The sequence below is a fragment of the Bradyrhizobium sp. SPXBL-02 genome (assembly GCF_051853065.1).
In the GTDB taxonomy this organism is placed as follows: domain Bacteria; phylum Pseudomonadota; class Alphaproteobacteria; order Rhizobiales; family Xanthobacteraceae; genus Bradyrhizobium.
This window is the reverse complement of the sequence record NZ_CP182474.1, coordinates 1212940-1233072: the sequence shown is the minus strand read 5'-3', so window position 1 is coordinate 1233072 and position 20133 is coordinate 1212940. Positions and strand designations below refer to the sequence as shown.

Below are 20133 nucleotides of genomic sequence, written 5' to 3'. Positions count from 1 at the left end.
CAGTTGCTTCCATGGAAACCCAGATTCAGTTTCTTTGATAAGGAAATTCAATGGGTTGATAGTCGTTTGCATACGAACAAGGCAACCTCGGAACTAAGTTTTCAACTCCGTGATCGATATTTGGCCAGCAGATGACTGGAATGGGGCAGCGCGCTTCGGCATCCAAAATACCAGGGCGCAACATCAAGACAGCGCTGCACGCGGCAGGCGAATTGAGCTAGGCAGGAGGCAAGCTTCATCCAACCTTCGCTTCGAGGATTTCGCCTGTGACGGTGATCGACTTCTCCGCCTTCATCGATCGGCTTGCCACCGCCTCCGGCGAAACCATCCTGCCGTTCTTCCGCACCTCGCTGTCGATCGACGACAAGAGCAAGACCAAGGATTTCGATCCCGTGACGGAGGCCGACCGCGCCGCCGAGGCGGTGATGCGGCGGCTGATCAAGGCCAACTTCCCCCAGCACGGCATCGTCGGCGAGGAATTCGGCAGCGAGCGCGAGGACGCCGACTACGTCTGGGTGCTCGATCCCATCGACGGCACCAAATCCTTCATCGGCGGCTTTCCGATCTGGGGCACGCTGATCGCGCTGTTGCACAAGGGCACGCCGGTTTTCGGCATGATGCACCAGCCCTTCATCGGCGAGCGCTTTTCCGGCGACAACGGTTCGGCCAATTATAAGGGGCCGTCGGGCGAGCGCCGGCTCCAGGTCCGCCGCTGCGCTTCGCTGTCGGAGGCCACGACCTACACCACCAGCCCGCTGCTGATGAACGAGAGCGACCGCGCCATCTTCGGCCGCATCGAGAGGAGCGCGCGGCTGTCGCGTTATGGCGGCGACTGCTACTCCTATTGCATGCTTGCCGCCGGCCACGTCGACCTCGTGGTCGAGACCGAGCTGAAGCCCTACGACATCGCGGCGCTGATCCCGATCGTAACCGGCGCAGGGGGCGTCGTCACCACCTGGGAAGGCAAGCCGGCCCAGGGCGGCGGCCGCATCATCGCGGCCGGCGACGCGCGGGTTCACGAGGAAGCGTTGAAGCTTTTGAACCAATAGCAAGGGAAGCGGAGGGCTTGCATGATTCTCTCAAGCAGGCTGCTCGTTACATTGTTCTTGGGATTGTTCCTGCTGCTGCCATCGCTGGCATCGGCGCAGAACTTTCCGGCCAAGCCGATCAAGCTGATCGTGCCGTTTTCCGCCGGCGGGCCCAACGACATCATCGCCCGGGTCGTCGGCCAGCGCATGTCGGAACTGTGCGGTCAGCCGGTGCTGATCGACAATCGCGGCGGACAGGGCGGCGTGCTCGGCACCGACGCCGTAGCGAAGAGCCCGCCCGACGGCTACACCATCGCGATCACTTCGGCTGGCGCCCTCGCGATCAGCGCGAGCATGGAGAAGGTCGCCTACGACACCCTCACCGACCTCACCCCGGTGACGCTGGTCGCGATCGTGCCGGAAATGCTCGTCGTCGCCGCCAACGTCCCCGCAAAGGACGCCGGCGAATTGATCGCGCTGGCCAGGGCGCAGCCGGGCAAGCTCAACTTCGCCTCAACCGGCGCCGGCAGCCTGCCGCATCTCGCCGGTGAATTGTTCAAGCTGACGGCCAGGATCGACATCGTCCACGTGCCCTATCGCGGCGCCGCGCCTGCGGTGAACGACCTCCTGGGGCAGCAGGTGCAGATGGCGTTCCTCGATCTCCCGGCGCTGCTGCCGCAGGTCAAGACGGGCGCCCTGCGCCCCATTGCCGTCGGCTCGGCCGAACGTGCCCCGACCGCGCCTGACGTCCCGACCACCGCGGAAGCGGGCTTTCCCGATCTGCGCATCGAGAACTGGTACGGCATGGTCGCGCCCAAGGGCACGCCGAAGGAGATCATCGCCGCGCTGCATGGCCTCGTCACGAAGGCAATGGCGGATCCCGCGGTGAAGGAAAAGCTGAGCCAGCAAGGCGCGACGCTGATCGGCGATGAGCCGGAGCATTTTCGTCAATTCATCGCCGACGAAACCAAGAAGTGGGCGAAGGTGATCAAGGACGCCGGCGTGGAGACGGCGAAGTAGACTTGCTGACCCTCCCCTGGAGGGGGAGGGTCGATCGCGCGAAGCGCGAGCGGGGTGGGGTGATCTCTCCACGCGGGCACTGTTGGATGTGGAGAGACCGTCACCCCACCCCGTCTCACATTTCGCTCCGCTCAATGTGAGCCGACCCTCCCCCTCCAGGGGAGGGTAAGAGCGCCCCTCACACCGCCTCGGCCCTGAGATGCTCCACCAGCATCTTGGCCGGCCGCGGCAGCGTCTTGAAGCTGCGCGCGCAGATCACGAGGCGGCGGTTGGCCCAGGCATCGCGCAGGCGGACCATGGCAAGCGGCATAGTCTTGGCGCAGCGGCGGGCGGCGGCTTCGGGCACGAGTGCGACGCCGACATCGGCGGCGACCATCTGGCAGATCGCGTCGAAATCGCGCAGGCGGGCGCGGACATGCTGGCGGATGCCGAGCCGCGCCGCGTGCCTGGAAATATGCATCTGGAGCGCGGTGGCGCTGGTCAGGCCGACGAAGTCGCAAGCCCCCGCCTCCTGAAAGTCGATCTGGCGGCGGCCGGCGAACGGACCGCGTTTCGAGGTCACCAGCGTCAGGCGATCCTTGCTGAAAGGGAAGCGCTCGATATGCTCCGGCAGCGCGTGCTCGGCGGCGAAGCCGAGGTCGGCAGCGCCTGCGGCGATCGCCGCCGCGATATCGGTGCTCTCGCGTTCCTCGATGTCGACGGCGACGTCGCGATGCTCGCGCAGGAAGCCGGCGAGCGCCTTCGGCAAATGCTCCGACAGGCCCGACGTGTTGGCGAGGAAATGCACGCTGGCGCGCACGCCGCTGGCAAAGCCGGCAAGATCGCCGCGCATGGCGTCGATCTGATGGATCACGAGCCTGGCATGATCGAGCAGGCTCTCGCCGGCCGCGGTCAACTCGATGCCGCGGCGCCCGCGCTTGAGCAGTACGACGCCGAGCGCATCCTCCAGGCCCTTGATGCGCGCGCTGGCCGAGGCCAGCGCCAGATGCGAGCGCTCCGCACCGCGCGTGATGCTGCGCTGGTCAGCGACCGCGATGAAGAGCTGGAGATCGACGAGGTCGAAGCGCATGAAATGTCTCTTCTTTGTTGTTGGAGTATGATCTTGTCGGAAAACCGCTTCGCACTTTTCCGGATCATGCTCCAGCCTTCGTTGGTAGCGAAGGCTGTCTCCGTAACCTCCAGATTGTGCGCCCGCGCGGCTTCGGTCAATGTATTGAGATGATCGACCCGCTGCTCATTCTCATCGCCGTCGTCTTCCTGCTCGCCGGATTCGTCAAAGGCGTGGTCGGGCTCGGCCTGCCAACGGTGTCCATGGGCCTGCTCGCCGTGAGCATGGCGCCGGGCCGCGCCATTGCCATCGTCATCGTTCCCGCCATCGTCACCAACATCTGGCAGACCTTCGTCGGTCCGTATTTGCGCGACATCCTGCGGCGGCTGTGGCCGCTGATGATCGGCACCGTGATCGGCTGCTGGCTCAATGCCGGCGCGCTGACCGGACCTCACGCGCGCTACGGCACGATCGTGCTCGGCGCCCTGCTGGTCGTCTACGCCGTGATCGGGCTGAACAAGTTCCACTTCCGCGTCGCGCCCGAGAACGAGAAATGGGTCGGTGGCGTGGTCGGCGTCATCACCGGCGTGATCTCGGCCTCGACCGGCGTGCAAGTGATCCCGTCGATGCCGTTCATGCAGGCGATCGGCATGGAGAAGGACGAGCTGGTGCAGGCGCTCGGCGTGTTCTTCACTACCGCCACGCTGGCGCTCGCCTTCAACCTGACCGCGGTCGGATTGCTGACGCCGGCCAATGCCGTGCCGGGCGCGATCGGCCTCGCCATGGCCTTTGCCGGCATGTTTATCGGCCAATCGGTGCGGGCGCGGATGCCGGCCGAAGCGTTTCGCCGCTGGTTCCTGATCGCGATGATCCTGCTCGGCCTGTATCTCGCCGGCAGTGCGCTGGTGAAGGAGTTTGCCTGAGAGAAGACCGGTAGGGTGGGTTAGCGCAGCGTAACCCACCACTGTTCGTATCCGCAGAGACAGAAGAGGTGGGTTACGCCTAGCGACTGCGCTTCGCGCAGCCGCAAGGCTAACCCACCCTACGCAGCCCGCTCATTCGTTCGAGCGAGTTACCGGCTCTCCAGCATGGCGACACGGATGCCGAGATAGATGAAGAGGCCGCCGAGCGCGCGGTTGACCCAGGCAATCGCCGCCTCGGACTGACGCAGCCGGTGCGCGGCCCTGGCGGCGAACGCGGCGAGCACCAGGCACCACAGCGTCCCCGTAAAGATGAAGATCAGGCCGAGCGTCAGGAAGGCGAGCGGCTTGTGCGGGGCATCGGCTGCGACGAATTGCGGCAGGAAGGCCAGGAAGAACAGCGCGACCTTGGGATTGAGCGCATTGGTGAAGACGCCCTGGAGGAAGACCCGCGAGAGCGAGCTGCGCACCGGCTCATCGATGCTCGAAGCCAGCACAGGGCGCGACCACAGCATCTGGAGGCCGGCGACGACCAGATAGGCCGCGCCGACCAGCTTCAGGATCGAGAAGGCCGTGGACGAGGCCATCAGCAGAGCCGAAAGCCCGATCGCCGCGCCCGCGACATGGACGAAGCAGCCGCAACTGATGCCCAGGGCGGCAGCGGCGCCGCCGCGCCAGCCCATCTGCATGCTGCGGCCGATCACATAGACCGAATCCGGCCCCGGCGTGATGTTGAGCAGCACGCCCGAGAGGATGAAAAGCCCGATTTCGTGAATACCCAGCATGAAAGGTGCCCCGCTGCCGTCCTGGCGGTCCCAGTTCCGCTTAGTCGGTTCGCCCGTCCCCGTCCACCGCCGGGATTGCGTAGGATTTACCTCGAATTTGCAATGCGGATCATGCTTCCGCTCCTGCGCATCTGCTCTATAAAGGCGGGGTTCTTGAAATGCGGGATTCGCGGTAACCGCCACGCTGTGGCCGGTCACCTATCCCATGGGAGCTTTGCGGATATGGAAAGACGTCTGGCCGCCATCGTCTGCGCCGATGTCGCCGGCTATTCGCGCATGATGGGCAGCGACGAGGCCGGCACTCATGCCGCCTTCAAGGCCCATCGCGCCGCGATCCATCCCATCATCCTCAATCACGGCGGCCGCGTCGTGAAGAACACCGGCGACGGCTTCCTGCTGGAATTCCCCTCGATCGTCGGCGCCACCGAGGCAGCGATCGCAATGCAGACGCTGATGGCCGAGCGCAACCACCATCTGCCGGCCGATCGCGCCATGCAGTTCCGGCTCGGCATCCACATGGGCGACGTGATCGCCGACGAGGACGAGGTGTTCGGCGACGACGTCAACATCGCCGTCCGCCTGGAATCGGTGGCGAGCCCCGGCGGATTCGCGATCTCGGCCAAGGCCTATCGGGAGGCCAGCAAGCATCTCACCGTGCCGCTGACCGATGCCGGCAACCATCGCTTCAAGAACATCAAGGATGCGATCGAGGTCTTTACCTGGACACCCGAAGGCGCGCCGGCGCTTGCTCCCGAGCTCCGGGAGGCCTCGGTTCTCTCGCAGCAGTACCGTACCGCGATCGTCGGCGTGCTGCCCTTTGCCAATCTCAGCGACGCCCAGGACGAATATTTCTCCGATGGCCTCACCGAGGACCTGATCCATGCGCTGTCGCTGCAATCCTTCTATCGGGTGCTGAGCCGCAACTCGACATTCGCCTTCAAGGGCAAGAACGTCGGCACGCGGCTGATCGCGCGCGAGATCGATGCGACTTACCTGATCCAGGGCTCGGTGCGACGCGCCGGCGCCAAGATCCGCGTCACCGCCGAACTGATCGCGCCGGAGACCGGCGAGCAGCTCTGGACCGGCCGCTACGACCGCGACATCGGCGACCTGTTCGCGATGCAGGACGAGATCACGACCAACCTGTCCGCCGCCATCGCCACCGAGATCGTCCGTGCCGAGGCTTCGGCGCCGGCGCGGCTCTCGACCGACGTCTCCGCCTGGGACCGCTTCCTCAAGGGGCTGTCGCATTACTACCGGCAGACCAAGGAGGATCTGGCGGCCGCCGTCGAGCTGTTCCGCGAGGCCATCGGGCTCGATCCCAAACTGTCGATCGCGCACGCCTATCTCGCCACGATCCAGATCCAGAGCATCCAGTTCGGCTGGGTCAAGGGCACGCGCGAGATGTGGGCCGAGGCGATGAACCTCGCCGAAACCAGCGTGCGGCTCGACCCGCGCTCCTCCTTCGCGTTCTCGATCCTGTCCTGGGCGCATGCGATGGAGGGGCATCACGAGGCGGCGATGGACGCCGCCAAGCGCGCGGTCGCGCTCAATCCCTACGACAATGGCGCACGCGGCGTGCTCGGCATCTGCCATTTCATGATCGGCGAGCACCGCGAGGCGATCGAGCTGTTCTCGATGGCCGCGCAACGCGACAACAGCGACCCGCGCTACCAATGGGCGGCGCTGAACGCGTTCAGCCATTATCTGTTGCGCCAATATGACGCGACACTGTCATGGGCGCGCGAGCAGCTCTACATCAACCCGAATCACATGCAGGCGCTGGCGATCCGGGCCGCGGCGTTGGCGCAGCTGGGACGAAACGACGAGGCCAGCGAAGCCGCCCGCGTGCTGATGGCAAATTATCCAACGCTGAACGTCGACAGGCACTTGCGCAACTTCCACTGGAAGCGGCCCGAGGACCTCGCCCATTATCGCGAGGGGCTGCTGAAGGCCGGCGTGCCGCTCGGCAAGCTGACGCTGGTTCAGAGCGACGTGAAGCGGGCCGCCGAATCCTGAGCGAAAGCCCGCTCTTGTTGACAGGACAGTGAAATCCGCCACACTTCGTCACACGCTGAAGTAGTATATCGTGCTGTCGGTTTGTTAGGACTTTCCGCGCTCTAACGGCGCGCCTGCTTTCCACGATTCGCTGTTTTCAGGATTTGGGCCATGCACGACCCCGCTTCGAAACCGCCCTTCGACCCCTCGATTCAAGTCTCGCCGAACAATCCCTGCCCGTTCCTGCGCGGCCTCGTCGGCGAAGGCTTCGTCGAGGGCGGCATCGTCCCGCTCAACACGCTGTCGCAGACCATCGCCAATGCGAGCGGCGAGACCGGGCTGAAGAAGGTTTCGGCGCGCATCCAGGTCCGTGGCGTTGCGATGATCGCCAACGGCCTCAAGCATATCCTCAAGAGCATCGTTTCGGGCGCGCAGCTCGACGCGCTGCGCGGGGGGCCACTGGACAAGCGCGGCGCCGGCTCGCGCATCCTCGGCGTCGACGGCAAGGTCAACGAGGACGAGATCGCGCGCCTTGCCAGCTTCGGCCGGACCTACACCGACCCGAACACCGGCAACAGCGAGCCCGGCCTCAACGCCGCGGAAATCAAGACCTTCATGCGCGACAACCTCAAGCGCGCCGGCAGCGCCGCACGCTGGTACTACCCGCTGCTGATGAAGTTCGAATGGCCCGTCCTCTTGAAGATCCTCGGCAAGGGCAAGCCGGGCGAAGAGCGCTATCTCAGCGTGGCCGACGTGCGCACGCTGTTCGAACAGCGCCAATTCCCCGACCGCATCAACCATCGGATCGTGTCGCAGCCGCTGCTGTCATCTTGCCAACTCCGCTTTCGCTGGGCGGTCGCGCTCACGGCCGTTGTCATCGGCGTTGGCCTCATCGCCTTGGTCGCCGTCGCCGAATTTCCCAATCAGGTTCGCGCCATGCTGCCCCAGAAGGGCGTGCTGGTGAATCTCCTGCCGCCGCCCCTGCCCGCGATGCCCGAAACCAAGGCTGCCTATTGGCTCGAGCAGAACTGGTCGCTGAAGGACCGGCACTGGTTCCACCACGCCAGCCAGGGCACCGCGACGTTCCCGGTGCCCTATGAGTGGTTCGTGGCGCTGGAGCAGCCGCAGCTTCACCTGTTCTCGAAGCCCGGCATGATCAAGGACAGCGCTTATCTCGAGCGCTTCGGCTTCATCCCGAGCCCGCAATCGGTCCAGGTCGACACGGCGACGCTGCGCCGGTTCGGCTACGCCAATGTCTACGAGACCACGCAAGCGTCGGACTGGTCGACGCGGTGGACGCCGGCGGAGAACGTCGACGGCCTGCCGGTCGGCTTCGCGCGCATGACCGGCGTCGTCGATCCCGCGACGGGTCGGCGCGAAGAGGACAAGATCGGACTAACCTGCGCCGCCTGTCATACCGGCCAGATCCACTATCAGGGCGTCGACGTCCGCTTCGACGGCGGCCCGGCGATGACCGACCTGAAGAAGCTCGAGCTCGCAACCGGCCTGTCGATCGCCTACACGCTGTACGTCCCGTTCCGCTTCCAGCGTTTTGCCGATCGCGTGCTCGGCCCCGACGCCAGCAAGACAGACCGCGCCGCTCTCAAGCAAAGGCTCAGCGCGATCGGCAGCTTCCTGATCGACTGGGCCAAGAACTACGAAAAGACGATCGAGGCCAAGAAGACCTGGGACGGCAAGCAGCAGCAGGACACCGAGGAAGGGTTCGGCCGCCTCGATGCCCTCAACCGCATCGGCAACCAGGTGTTTTCGCAGGATCTCGCGCTGAGCGGCGTCAAGGGATTCGAGAAGAACCTGCACGCCCAGGACGCGCCCGTCAGCTACCCCGCGATCTGGACGGTGCCGTGGTTCAAGTTCGCCCAATACGACGCCTCGATCGAGCAGCCGCTGATCCGCAACGCCGGCGAAGCGCTCGGCGTGACCGCCCTGCTCAACCTGTCCGACGCCTATCCGGAGGACAGGCTGTGGCGCTCCTCGGTCAACATCAGGACACTCGGCTGGATCGAGGACATGCTGAGAGGCCCCGATCCATTCAAGGCGGCTGATACCACAACGGGTCCGAAGTTCGGCGGCCTGCTCGCACCGAAATGGCCCTCGCACATCCTCGGCGACGCCTGGAAGCTGAAGTCAGATCGGGTCGAGCGCGGCCGCGCCATTTACGCGGAGATGTGCTCCGGATGCCATCTGCCTGATATCAACAGTCCGGCCTTCTGGTCGTCGAAGCGCTGGGAGCCGAGCGGCGACAGCAAGGTGCTGAATGCGGTGACGATCCCGCTCGACGAGATCAAGACCGATCCCGAGCAGTCCCTCGTTCTCAGCAAGCGGACCGTCGACGTGCCCGGCTTCCTGAAGGTCAACACGGCCGACCTGCAGACATGGTGGCAGTGCCAGATCCCGACCGCGAGCGCTTCGCCCAACGAGATGGTCTACGCGCTCGGCCTGATGACGGTGGTCGATCTGGTCGCCCGCAAATGGATGGACGACGAGGACATCCCGGAGGCCGAACGGGCGCACATCTGGAATCTCGCGCGCAAGAACTGTCTCAATCCGGCGCCCGATCCGCGCTATCGCGCGCGGCCCTTGAACGGCATCTGGGCCACCGCGCCTTACCTGCACAACGGCTCGGTGCCGTCGCTGTACTGGCTGCTGAAGCCACAGAACGAGCGCCCGCAGAAGTTCTGCATGGGCCGCCGCGACTATGACCCCGACACCGTCGGTTTCGCAGTCACCGCCAACGAGCGCTGCAAGACCGGTGAAACGGAGTTCTCCGCGACGGGCTCCGACGGCGAGCCGATCCAGGGCAACAGCGTGCTCGGCCATTCCTTCGAGCGCAAGGACGGCGAGCCGAAGCGCCCCGGCGTCATCGGTCGCATCTTCAAGGACGACGCCGAGCGCTACGACCTGATCGAGTATCTGAAGACGCTGTAACGCGACCCGTACTTCGTCATTGCGAGCCAACGGGTCCGCGCGAAGCGCGGCCCGATGACAGGCTCCGCGAAGCAATCCAGACTGTCTCCGCGGAAACAGCCTGGATTGCTTCGTCGCAAGAGCTCCTCGCAATGACGGAGAACGAGGATTCTCCCCCTTGTCGCCGCCCTCACTTGAACAGCGGCGTGCCCGGCACGAAGGCGTCGAAGGCGGCCCAGAACTGGGCGCGGTAGCGGTCCTGCTCCTGGAGGATCTCGTGCTTGGCGCCGGCGATCACGAGATGGGAGCCGGCGCGCAAGTGATAGGCGAATTCCTCGATCGCCGCGGTCGAGACCACGGCGTCGTTGGAGGCCGCCAGCATCAGGATCGGCTGGCGGATCTGCGAGGGGTAGTTCACGCGCTTGAAGGTGTGCATGGCCCGAAAGGCGGTATCGGCCCAGGCGACGGTCGGCGAGGCCAGTCCGAGCGTCGGGTCTTCCTCCAGGATCGCGGCATTGCGCGCATAGCGGACGGGATCGCTGGTCAAGGGGTTGTTGATGAAGGGTTCGAGCCCGGTGAGGCGGTCGCTGCCGCCGGGAACGTAGCGGCCGCCCTGCCCCAGCAGGCGCATCGTCTTGAGCAGCGCACGCACCGGCAGCGAGGTGGTGCGCCCGGGCAGGTCGATCATCGGCGCGGACAGCACCATGCGGTCGAACCAGCGCTTGCCGGCATGGGCCACCCGCAGCAGCACCGTGCCGCCCATGGAGTGGGCCAGCGCGAAGAACGGCGGCGGGCAATCCGGCAGTACCACCTGCTGCACGAAGGTCTCGACGTCGATCTCGAAATCGGCGAAGTCGCGCACATAGCCCTTGCGCGGATCGCGCAGGCGGCGCGACGAGTGCCCCTGCCCGCGCCAGTCGATCATCGCCACCGCAAAGCCGCGGTCGCGCAGGTCGCGCACGGTCTCGAAATATTTCTCGATCTGCTCGCTGCGCCCGGTGAAGACGCAGACCGTACCCTTGCGGTTCGCCGGCGGCGCCCAGCGCGCAAAGCGCAGCTCGACGCCATCAGGGGTCTTGATGGTGCCGCTGACGACGTTTTCGGGGACGGGATTGGCGGGAATCGAGACCAGCGTCATTTGGGCGTGCTTGGGCGGGAAGTGCTGCAATTCAAGGGGCCAAAGCGCCGAAAAGGCGCCTGTCCCGCCCTCTTGAACGCCGTCTCGTTCCACCCATATCACCTTCGTGCAGGCCGCTACCAGTGTTTCGGAACCGGAACATCAGGCTGCACACAGACTAAAGCCCGGCCCGATTGGCGGGCGGGTTACCAACAGTCGCTCAATGGAGGACTTGACCATGCGTAGCTACGATCTCACTCCGTTCTATCGTTCCACCGTCGGCTTCGACCGCCTCTTCAACCTGCTCGATCAGGCCAGCTCCGACGGCAGCCCCGGTTATCCCCCCTACAACATCGAGCGCACCGGCGAGAATGCCTACCGCATCACCGTTGCGGTCTCGGGCTTTGCCAAGGATGAGCTCTCCATCGTCGCGAAGGAAAACACCCTGACGATCAAGGGCGAGAAGGTCGCGAGCGAGAACTCGAAATCCGAAGTGCTCTACCGCGGCATCGCCGCGCGTGCCTTCGAGCGCGCCTTCCAGCTTGCCGACTTCGTGCAGGTGAAGGACGCTTCGCTCGAGAACGGGCTGCTTCACGTCGACCTCGTCCGCGAGATTCCCGAGGCCAAGAAGCCGCGCCAGATCGCGATCAACGCCGGCGCAAAGGCGCAGGTGATCGAGAACTCGGCCGCGCAGGCCGCCTAACCAGGCAACAACCGAAACGACTTCCAGGTTGCGAAAACGCCCCGGTGCCCGGGGCGTTTTTTTGCACTGCATCACAGAACGGTGAAGGCGTAACGCTGCGGCCTCGCGCGCCGTCCTTTGGGCATCGACCCCAAACAAGACGGAGAAAGATCATGTCACTCTGGCGCAGCCTTTTCGTCGCCGCGAGCCTTTTGGCGGCTCCCCTCAGCCTTGCTCATGCGCAGACACCGCAGACGGTGAAGGCGAAGAACGTCGTGCTGGTGCACGGTGCCTGGGCCGACGGCTCGAGCTGGTCGGAGGTGATCCCGATCCTGCAGGCTGCAGGCCTGCATGTGACGGCCGTGCAGAATCCGCTGTCCTCGCTCGCGGACTCCGTCGAAGCGACCAAGCGGGCGCTGGCCGAGCAGGACGGGCCGACCGTGCTGGTCGCGCATTCCTGGGGCGGCACCGTGATCAGCCAGGTCGGCACCGACCCGAAGGTCACCGGCCTCGTTTACGTCGCCGCACGCGCGCCCGATGCGAACGAGGATTTCGTCGCGCTGTCGAAGCAGTTTCCGGCCGGGCCGGCGCGCGCCGGCATCGTCGAGCGCGACGGCTACACTAAGCTCTCGGAAGAGGCCTTCCTGAAGTACTTCGCCAACGGCGTGAAGCCGGAGCAGGCCAAGGAGCTCTACGCCGTGCAATGGCCGACCGCGGCCTCGATCTTCGCCGGCCGCACCACGGAAGCGGCCTGGCGCTCCAAGCCGAGCTGGTACGCGGTGTCGAAGAACGACTACACCATCAACCCCGATTTCGAGCGCTTCCTCGCCAAGCGCATCAACGCCACCACGATCGAGCTCGATGCCGGCCACCTCTCGCTGGTGTCGCACCCTAAGGAGGTGGCGAATCTGATCCTGGATGCGGCGGGGTATCCGCGGAGCTGACGCGCAGTCATTTCACGCAAAAGCGCCCGAGGGGTTCTCGGGCGCTTTCCGTTTGCTGACGCCTAGTCCAGCCCCTGCGCGGCGGGCATGTCCTGCGTCGGCAGGATCGTTGGGGCCAGCCTGGCCTGACCCACGGTTGGCGCGGCAGCTTGCGGTGCGGCCTCGGCCGGCTTGGCTTGCACCACGGCAGCTTGCTGCGCGGGCTGGGCCTGCACTGCCTGCACCTGCTGCGCCGCGGGCTCGGCCGGCTTCGCAGCGATCGGCGTCTCGGCGCGCCGCGGGGCGGGCTTGGGCAGCGGCACGGCGCGGCTTGCCACATGCGGGATCGACGCCGGCGGGCGCGGCGGACCGCTGCGGATCACGGTCGGCGGCGGCAGCGCGGTTTGTGGCCCGTAGGGCGCGACCCGGCGTTCGTCATAGGCCGGCGCCATGCCATAGGCATCAGCGGCGGGCATGAAGCGGATGATCCGCCCATCGCGGGCGTCGATCACCAGCCGGCCATCGTCGCCGCTTCTGTCGATCACCGCGATGGTGTAGACGCTGCCGCGCAGGCGCGGAATGCCGAGCGGCGAGAAGCCGTTTTCGCGCAGCACGGCGTAGACCTCGGTCGGCGGCAACACGGCCAGCGCCGGGCCGCGTTCCTCGTAGCCGTAACCGTAGCGCGGCGGCGGAGCGACCTCCGGCGGGGCGTAGGGCCCGTCGAAATCCGACACCGCGATGACGGCCCCTCTCGCAATACCGCTCGCGGGAACCTGGGCATGCCCCGCACCGGCAGCCAGCGCCAGCGCGGCGGCCGCCACACATCTTGTGAAAAACTTCATGATCGAGACGCTCCTGTCAGGCCCCCCGGTGGCCGCCCTCTTTCGCTTCTCGCGGCGTGGCGCGCCTTCCGAAGGGTTGATCCGAAGCTTCATTGGGGATTTCGGCGCCGCCGGGGCCGGATCAGGGCGCGTTTGCCTCAAAACCGGGGCCGCGCAACTTTTGGAAAGCGATTGATTGACTTCTGCGGAATCGGGACTTCCGCGCGCTTGTGTGCTAGACAAAAATTTGGCAAGGTGATGGTTAGGACAGGAAGACTGTCTCATTTTGCCTGCGGTTCCGGCATAGGGATTGCAGCGAGAACTGGTGCTCTCGAGCGCCGGCAAGGTACCAGGCAAAGCCGTTCTCGGGGACGAAGAACGCCTAGGCCTGAATTTAAGAAAATGCGGCTCGCAGAGGACGAGCGGTGGCCCAGGATCGGGTGCCGCGGGACGCCGAAGGTGCGCCGAAGATGGCGGTGAGGCAGCTTGCCGCATGGAGAGGACAGGAACAATGAACGGGTCGCAATTCGAGCGCGCAAACATCGTGGCAGAAGAGCTGTCGGCGACGGTCGCCTCGAAAACGACCGATCCGATCACCTCACCGATTCAAGAGCACAATTCGCGCCCCCAAGCCGAAGGCCTGTACGATCCGAGCCTGGAGAAGGATTCTTGCGGCGTCGGCTTCATTGCCAACATCAAGGGCAAGAAGTCGCACGAGATCGTCTCGGACGCGCTGAGCATCCTCTGCAACCTCGAGCATCGCGGCGCCGTCGGCGCCGACCCGCGCGCCGGTGACGGCGCCGGCATTCTGGTGCAGATCCCGCACGCCTTCTTCAGCCGCAAGGCTGGGGAGCTCGGCTTCACGCTGCCGCAGCCCGGCGAATACGCCATCGGCGCGCTGTTCATGCCGCGCGACACCGCCTGGCGCAACGTCATCAAGAGCATCATCGCCGACCAGATCAAGGAAGAGGGCCTCACCCTGCTCGGCTGGCGCGACGTGCCGACCGACAATTCCTCGCTCGGCGTCACCGTGAAGCCGACCGAGCCCGCCTGCATGCAGGTGTTCATCGGCCGCAACGGCACCGCCAAGACCGAGGATGAGTTCGAACGCCGGCTCTACATCCTGCGCAAGTCGATCTCGCAGGCGATCTACCAGCGCCGCGACCGCGGCCTCGCCGGCTATTACCCGTGCTCGATGTCCTGCCGCACCGTGATCTACAAGGGCATGTTCCTCGCCGACCAGCTCGGCAAGTACTATCCCGATCTGCACGAGAAGGATTTCGAGAGCGCGCTGGCGCTGGTGCATCAGCGCTTCTCGACCAACACCTTCCCGGCGTGGTCGCTGGCGCATCCCTACCGCATGATCGCGCATAACGGCGAGATCAACACGCTGCGCGGCAACGTCAACTGGATGGCGGCGCGCCAGGCCTCGGTGAGCTCCGAGCTCTACGGCAAGGACATCAACCGGCTGTGGCCGATCTCCTACGAGGGACAGTCGGACACCGCCTGCTTCGACAACGCGCTCGAATTCCTGGTGCAGGGCGGCTACTCGCTGCCGCATGCCGTGATGATGATGATTCCGGAGGCGTGGGCCGGCAATCCCTTGATGGATGAGAAGCGCCGCGCCTTCTACGAATATCATGCCGCGCTGATGGAGCCGTGGGACGGCCCCGCCGCGATCGCCTTCACCGACGGCCGTCAGATCGGCGCCACGCTCGACCGCAACGGCCTCAGGCCGGCGCGCTATCTCGTCACCAAGGACGATCGCATCGTCATGGCGTCCGAGATGGGCGTGCTGACGATCCCCGAGGACCAGATCATCACCAAGTGGCGGCTGCAGCCCGGCAAGATGCTGCTGGTCGACCTCGAGCAGGGCCGCCTGATCCCGGACGACGAGATCAAGGCTTCGCTTGCCGCCAGCCATCCCTACAAGGAGTGGCTGGAGCGGACCCAGATCGTGCTCGAAGACCTGCCGAAGGTGCCGACGACAGGCGTGCGCTCGAACCTGTCGCTGCTCGATCGCCAGCAGGCATTCGGCTACAGCCAGGAAGACATCACCATCCTGATGACGCCGATGGCGGCCACCGGCGAGGAAGCCGCGGGCTCGATGGGCAACGACACGCCGATCTCGGCGCTGTCGGACAAGGCCAAGCCGCTGTTCACCTACTTCAAGCAGAACTTCGCGCAGGTCACCAACCCGCCGATCGACCCGATCCGCGAGGAGCTGGTGATGAGCCTCGTCTCGATCATCGGGCCGCGGCCGAACCTGTTCGACCTGCAGGGCATGGCCACCACCAAGCGCCTCGAAGTGCGCCAGCCGATCCTGACCGACGCGGACCTGGAAAAGATCCGCTCGATCTCGGAGGTGGCGGAGTCGCACTTCAAGTCGCGCACGCTGGACACCACCTTCCACGCCGGTCTCGGCGCGGCCGGCATGGACCAGGTTCTCGACGAGCTCTGCGCGCGCGCCGAAAGCGCGGTGCGCGAGGGCGTCAACATCATCATCCTGTCCGACCGCATGGTCGGCACCGACCGCGTGCCGATCCCGGCACTGCTCGCCTGCGCCGCCGTGCATCATCACCTAATCCGCGTCGGACTGCGCACCTCGGTCGGCCTCGTCGTCGAATCCGGCGAGCCGCGCGAAGTGCATCACTTCGCCTGCCTTGCCGGCTACGGTGCCGAAGCGATCAATCCGTACCTCGCGTTCGAAACCATCATCGCGATGAAGGACCGCCTGCCCGGCTCGCTCGACGACTATGAGATCGTCAAGCGCTACATCAAGTCGATCGGAAAGGGCCTGCTCAAGGTGATGTCCAAGATGGGCATCTCGACCTACCAGTCCTATTGCGGCGCGCAGATCTTCGACGCCGTCGGCCTCAAGGCCGACTTCGTGTCGAAGTTCTTCGCCGGCACGCATACCCGCGTCGAAGGCGTCGGCCTCGCCGAGATCGCGGAAGAAGCCGTGCGCCGTCATGCCGACGCGTTCGGTGAGGCGCAGGTCTACAAGACCGCGCTCGACGTCGGCGGCGAATATGCCTATCGCAGCCGCGGCGAGGACCATGCCTGGACTGCCGAGTCGGTGTCGCTGCTGCAGCACGCCGCGCGCGGCAATTCGCAGGAGCGTTACCGCGCCTTCGCCAAGATCCTGAACGAGCAGTCGGAGCGCCTGCTGACGCTGCGCGGCCTGTTCCGGATCAAGAGCGCGGAGGAGGAGAAGCGCAAGCCTGTGCCGCTCGACCAGGTCGAGCCGGCCAAGGACATCGTCAAGCGCTTCGCCACGGGTGCGATGAGCTTCGGCTCGATCTCGCGCGAGGCGCACACCACGCTCGCGATCGCAATGAACCGGATCGGCGGCAAGTCGAACACCGGCGAAGGCGGCGAGGAAGCCGACCGCTTCAAGCCGATGCCGAACGGCGATTCCATGCGCTCGGCGATCAAGCAGGTCGCCTCGGGCCGGTTCGGCGTCACCACGGAGTATCTCGTCAACTCCGACATGATGCAGATCAAGATGGCGCAGGGTGCCAAGCCCGGCGAAGGCGGCCAGCTGCCCGGCCACAAGGTCGATGCCACCATCGCCAGGGTGCGACACTCGACGCCGGGCGTCGGCCTGATCTCGCCGCCGCCGCACCACGACATCTACTCGATCGAGGACCTGGCGCAGCTCATCTACGACCTCAAGAACGTCAACCCGACGGGCGACGTTTCGGTCAAGCTGGTCTCCGAGATCGGCGTCGGCACGGTCGCCGCGGGTGTCGCCAAGGCGCGCGCCGACCATGTCACCATCGCGGGCTTCGAGGGCGGCACTGGCGCTTCGCCGCTGACCTCGATCAAGCATGCCGGATCGCCGTGGGAAATCGGGCTCGCCGAAACCCACCAGACCCTGGTGCGCGAGCGGCTGCGCAGCCGCATCGTGGTCCAGGTCGACGGCGGCTTCCGCACCGGCCGTGACGTCGTGATCGGCGCGCTGCTGGGCGCCGACGAGTTCGGCTTCGCCACCGCGCCGCTGATCGCGGCCGGCTGCATCATGATGCGCAAGTGCCACCTCAACACCTGCCCGGTCGGCGTCGCGACCCAGGATCCGGTGCTGCGCAAGCGCTTCACCGGCCAACCCGAGCACGTGATCAACTACTTCTTCTTCGTCGCCGAAGAAGTCCGCGAGATCATGGCGAGCCTCGGCTTCCGCACCTTCAACGAGATGGTCGGCCAGGTTCAGCTGCTCGACCAGACCAAGCTGGTTGCGCATTGGAAGGCCAAGGGCCTCGATTTCTCCAAGCTGTTCGTCAAGCAGAAGGAAGAGAAGGGCCAGAAGATCTATCACTCCGAGCGCCAGAACCATCATCTGGAGGCGGTGCTCGACCGCTCGCTGATCGAGCAGGCAACGCCTGCGCTCGACCGCGGCGCGCCGGTGAAGATCGAGGCCGCGATCAACAGCACCAACCGCTCCGCCGGCGCGATGCTATCCGGCGCGGTCGCCAAGATCTACGGCCATGCCGGCCTGCCGCACGACACCATCCATGTCAGCCTCAAGGGCACCGCCGGCCAGGCCTTCGGTGCCTGGCTCGCCCACGGCGTCACCTTCGAGCTCGAAGGTGAAGGCAACGACTATGTCGGCAAGGGCCTCTCGGGCGGCAAGATCATCGTCAAGCCGCCGAGGAACTCCGCCATCGTGCCGGAAGAGAGCATCATCGTCGGCAACACCGTGATGTACGGCGCGATCGAGGGCGAGTGCTACTTCCGCGGCATCGCCGGCGAGCGTTTTGCCGTGCGCAACTCGGGCGCGGTCGCCGTGGTCGAGGGCGCGGGCGATCATTGCTGCGAATACATGACCGGCGGCATCGTGGTCGTACTCGGCAAGACCGGGCGCAACTTCGCGGCCGGCATGTCCGGCGGCATCGCCTACGTGCTCGACGAGGCCGGCGACTTCGACAAGCTGTGCAACCTCAGCATGGTCGAGCTCGAGCCGGTGCTGTCGGAGGAGCTGATCAACGCCGGCACCTACAACCATGCCGGCGATCTCGAGGCGCATGGCCGGGTCGACGTGTTCAAGAACCTGCTCGCCTCCGACGTCGAGCGGCTGCACGTCCTGATCTCGCGCCACGCCAAGGCAACCGGCTCCAAGCGCGCCGCCGAGATCCTCGCCAATTGGAAGGATTGGCTGCCCAAATTCCGCAAGGTGATGCCGGTCGAGTACCGGCGCGCGCTGCGCGAAATGGCGGCCAACGCGGACGCCGAGCCGAAAATCGCGATCGGGGCGTAGGGCATCACATCCCGTCATTGCGAGCGCAGCGAAGCAATCCAGAAACTCTCCGCGGAAACAGACTGGATTGCTTCGTCGCAAGAGCTCCTCGCAATGACGGCGAGTAAGAAACGGAACGAACTTAAGCGGCAGGGACTTCGGGTTTAATGGGCAAGATCACGGGTTTTCTGGAAATCGAACGGCACGACCGCAAGTACAGCCCGGTCGCCGAGCGCGTGAAGCATTACAAGGAATTCGTCGTTCCGCTCTCCGAGAAGGAGGTGCGCGACCAGGCCGCGCGCTGCATGAACTGCGGCATTCCCTATTGCCACGGCACCGGCTCGGTCGCGCCGGGCACGCCGGGCTGCCCGGTCAACAACCAGATTCCCGACTGGAACGATCTCGTCTACCAGGGCAATTGGGAAGAGGCCTCGCGCAACCTGCACTCGACCAACAATTTCCCGGAGTTCACGGGCCGCATTTGTCCGGCGCCGTGCGAAGCCTCCTGCACGCTCAACATCGACGACAACCCGGTCACCATCAAGACCATCGAATGCGCGATCGTCGACCGCGCCTGGGACAATGGCTGGCTGAAGCCTGAAGTGGCCGCGGAGAAGACCGGCAAGAAGGTCGCGGTGATCGGCTCGGGTCCGGCCGGCATGGCGTGCGCGCAGCAGCTGGCGCGCGCCGGCCACGACGTCCACCTCTACGAGAAGTACGCCAAGGCCGGCGGCCTGCTGCGCTACGGCATCCCCGACTTCAAGATGGAGAAGGGTGTCATCGACCGCCGCGTCAAGCAGATGGAAGCCGAAGGCGTTACCTTCCACTACAACAGCCACGTCGGCGCTGAAGGCAATGTCGATCCGCGCGAGCTGCTCAACGAGTACGACGCGGTCGCGCTGACCGGCGGCGCGGAGGCTCCGCGCGACCTGCCGATCCCCGGCCGCGAGCTCGCCGGCATCCACTACGCCATGGACTTCCTGCCGCAGCAGAACCGCCGCGTCTCCGAGGAGCCGCTCGGCGGCGTCCAGGAGATTTTGGCGGGCGGCAGGCACGTCGTCGTCATCGGCGGCGGCGACACCGGTTCGGACTGCATCGGCACCTCGCTGCGCCAGGGCGCGCTCTCGGTGACCCAGCTCGAGATCATGCCCGCTCCGCCTGAGCGCGAGAACAAGGGCCTGACCTGGCCGAACTGGCCGCTGAAGATGCGGACGTCCTCGAGCCAGGCCGAAGGAGCGGTGCGCGAATACGCCGTGTTGACCCAAAAATTCTCCGGCGAGAACGGCCAGGTCAAGAAGCTGCATTGCGTGCGCGTCGACGACAAGTTCAAGCCGATCGCCGGCACCGAGTTCGAGCTCGACGCCGAGCTCGTCCTGCTCGCGATGGGCTTCGTCCACCCTGTCCACGAGGGCCTCCTGAAGCTGCTCGCGGTCGACCTCGACCCGCGCGGCAACGTCAAGGCCAACACGCTGGACTACCAGACCTCGCGCCCCAACGTGTTCACCGCCGGCGACATGCGCCGTGGCCAATCGCTGGTGGTCTGGGCGATTCGCGAGGGGCGGCTGTGCGCGCGGTCGATCGATACGTTTTTGATGGGGAAGACGGACCTGCCGCGCTGAGCCTTTTGCTC

14 protein-coding genes are annotated in these 20133 nt (G+C 65.6%); 10 read left to right on the top strand and 4 right to left on the bottom strand.

The window, feature by feature from the left end:
• Positions 1-266: 266 nt before the first annotated feature.
• Positions 267-1049 (top strand): histidinol-phosphatase, encoded by a 783-nt coding sequence (gene hisN / locus ACNJYD_RS05770; RefSeq protein ID WP_439365637.1) that lies wholly within the window; start codon positions 267-269, stop codon positions 1047-1049.
• A gap of 21 nt (positions 1050-1070) precedes the next feature.
• A complete protein-coding gene (locus ACNJYD_RS05765; RefSeq protein WP_212254095.1) occupies positions 1071-2048 on the top strand; it encodes a Bug family tripartite tricarboxylate transporter substrate binding protein in 978 nt (325 codons plus the stop codon).
• A gap of 178 nt (positions 2049-2226) precedes the next feature.
• Here ACNJYD_RS05765 and ACNJYD_RS05760 read toward each other — a convergent pair whose 3' ends face one another.
• Positions 2227-3117: a LysR substrate-binding domain-containing protein gene (locus ACNJYD_RS05760; protein ID WP_212254094.1), complete on the bottom strand. Its 891-nt coding sequence runs from the start codon at positions 3115-3117 to the stop codon at positions 2227-2229.
• A gap of 149 nt (positions 3118-3266) precedes the next feature.
• Here ACNJYD_RS05760 and ACNJYD_RS05755 point away from each other — a divergent pair, with 149 nt between their 5' ends.
• Entirely contained in the window at positions 3267-4019 is a 753-nt protein-coding gene (locus tag ACNJYD_RS05755) for a sulfite exporter TauE/SafE family protein (RefSeq protein ID WP_212254093.1), read from the top strand.
• Positions 4020-4168: 149 nt separating this feature from the next.
• Here ACNJYD_RS05755 and ACNJYD_RS05750 read toward each other — a convergent pair whose 3' ends face one another.
• Positions 4169-4801 carry a LysE family translocator gene (locus ACNJYD_RS05750; RefSeq protein WP_439365636.1) on the bottom strand — a complete coding sequence of 211 codons (633 nt, stop codon included), beginning with the start codon at positions 4799-4801 and terminating at the stop codon, positions 4169-4171.
• Positions 4802-5023: 222 nt separating this feature from the next.
• Here ACNJYD_RS05750 and ACNJYD_RS05745 point away from each other — a divergent pair, with 222 nt between their 5' ends.
• Positions 5024-6820 carry an adenylate/guanylate cyclase domain-containing protein gene (locus ACNJYD_RS05745; protein WP_172784990.1) on the top strand — a complete coding sequence of 599 codons (1797 nt, stop codon included), beginning with the start codon at positions 5024-5026 and terminating at the stop codon, positions 6818-6820.
• Between the two features lie 150 nt (positions 6821-6970).
• The gene (locus ACNJYD_RS05740; protein WP_439365635.1) at positions 6971-9745 is read left to right on the top strand and encodes a di-heme-cytochrome C peroxidase; all 2775 of its coding nucleotides are present in this window, start codon (positions 6971-6973) and stop codon (positions 9743-9745) included.
• A 169-nt stretch (positions 9746-9914) separates the two neighbouring features.
• Here the strand turns inward: ACNJYD_RS05740 and ACNJYD_RS05735 are convergent, their stop codons facing one another.
• Positions 9915-10862 (bottom strand): alpha/beta fold hydrolase, encoded by a 948-nt coding sequence (locus ACNJYD_RS05735; protein WP_172784992.1) that lies wholly within the window; start codon positions 10860-10862, stop codon positions 9915-9917.
• Positions 10863-11079: 217 nt separating this feature from the next.
• Between ACNJYD_RS05735 and ACNJYD_RS05730 the strand changes: the two genes are divergently transcribed.
• Both ACNJYD_RS05730 and ACNJYD_RS05725 read left to right on the top strand, forming a co-directional pair.
• Complete coding sequence (locus ACNJYD_RS05730; protein ID WP_439365634.1) at positions 11080-11544, top strand: Hsp20 family protein; 465 nt, start codon at positions 11080-11082, stop codon at positions 11542-11544.
• A gap of 152 nt (positions 11545-11696) precedes the next feature.
• A complete protein-coding gene (locus ACNJYD_RS05725) occupies positions 11697-12467 on the top strand; it encodes an alpha/beta fold hydrolase (RefSeq protein WP_439365633.1) in 771 nt (256 codons plus the stop codon).
• 62 nt (positions 12468-12529) lie between these two features.
• Here the strand turns inward: ACNJYD_RS05725 and ACNJYD_RS05720 are convergent, their stop codons facing one another.
• The gene (locus ACNJYD_RS05720) at positions 12530-13288 is read right to left on the bottom strand and encodes a hypothetical protein (RefSeq protein WP_439365632.1); all 759 of its coding nucleotides are present in this window, start codon (positions 13286-13288) and stop codon (positions 12530-12532) included.
• On the opposite strand from ACNJYD_RS05720, the gene ACNJYD_RS05715 reads away from it, so the two are divergent.
• The 3 genes from ACNJYD_RS05715 to ACNJYD_RS05705 all read left to right on the top strand — a co-directional run bounded on the left by ACNJYD_RS05715 (position 13287) and on the right by ACNJYD_RS05705 (position 20122).
• Positions 13287-13463, top strand: coding sequence for a hypothetical protein (locus ACNJYD_RS05715; RefSeq protein WP_439365631.1), 177 nt, complete (start codon positions 13287-13289; stop codon positions 13461-13463). The genes ACNJYD_RS05720 and ACNJYD_RS05715 overlap by 2 nt on opposite strands.
• 315 nt (positions 13464-13778) lie before the next feature.
• A complete protein-coding gene (gene gltB / locus ACNJYD_RS05710; protein WP_439365630.1) occupies positions 13779-18524 on the top strand; it encodes a glutamate synthase large subunit in 4746 nt (1581 codons plus the stop codon).
• A gap of 146 nt (positions 18525-18670) precedes the next feature.
• Complete coding sequence (locus tag ACNJYD_RS05705; RefSeq protein WP_212254085.1) at positions 18671-20122, top strand: glutamate synthase subunit beta; 1452 nt, start codon at positions 18671-18673, stop codon at positions 20120-20122.
• Positions 20123-20133: the final 11 nt, after the last annotated feature.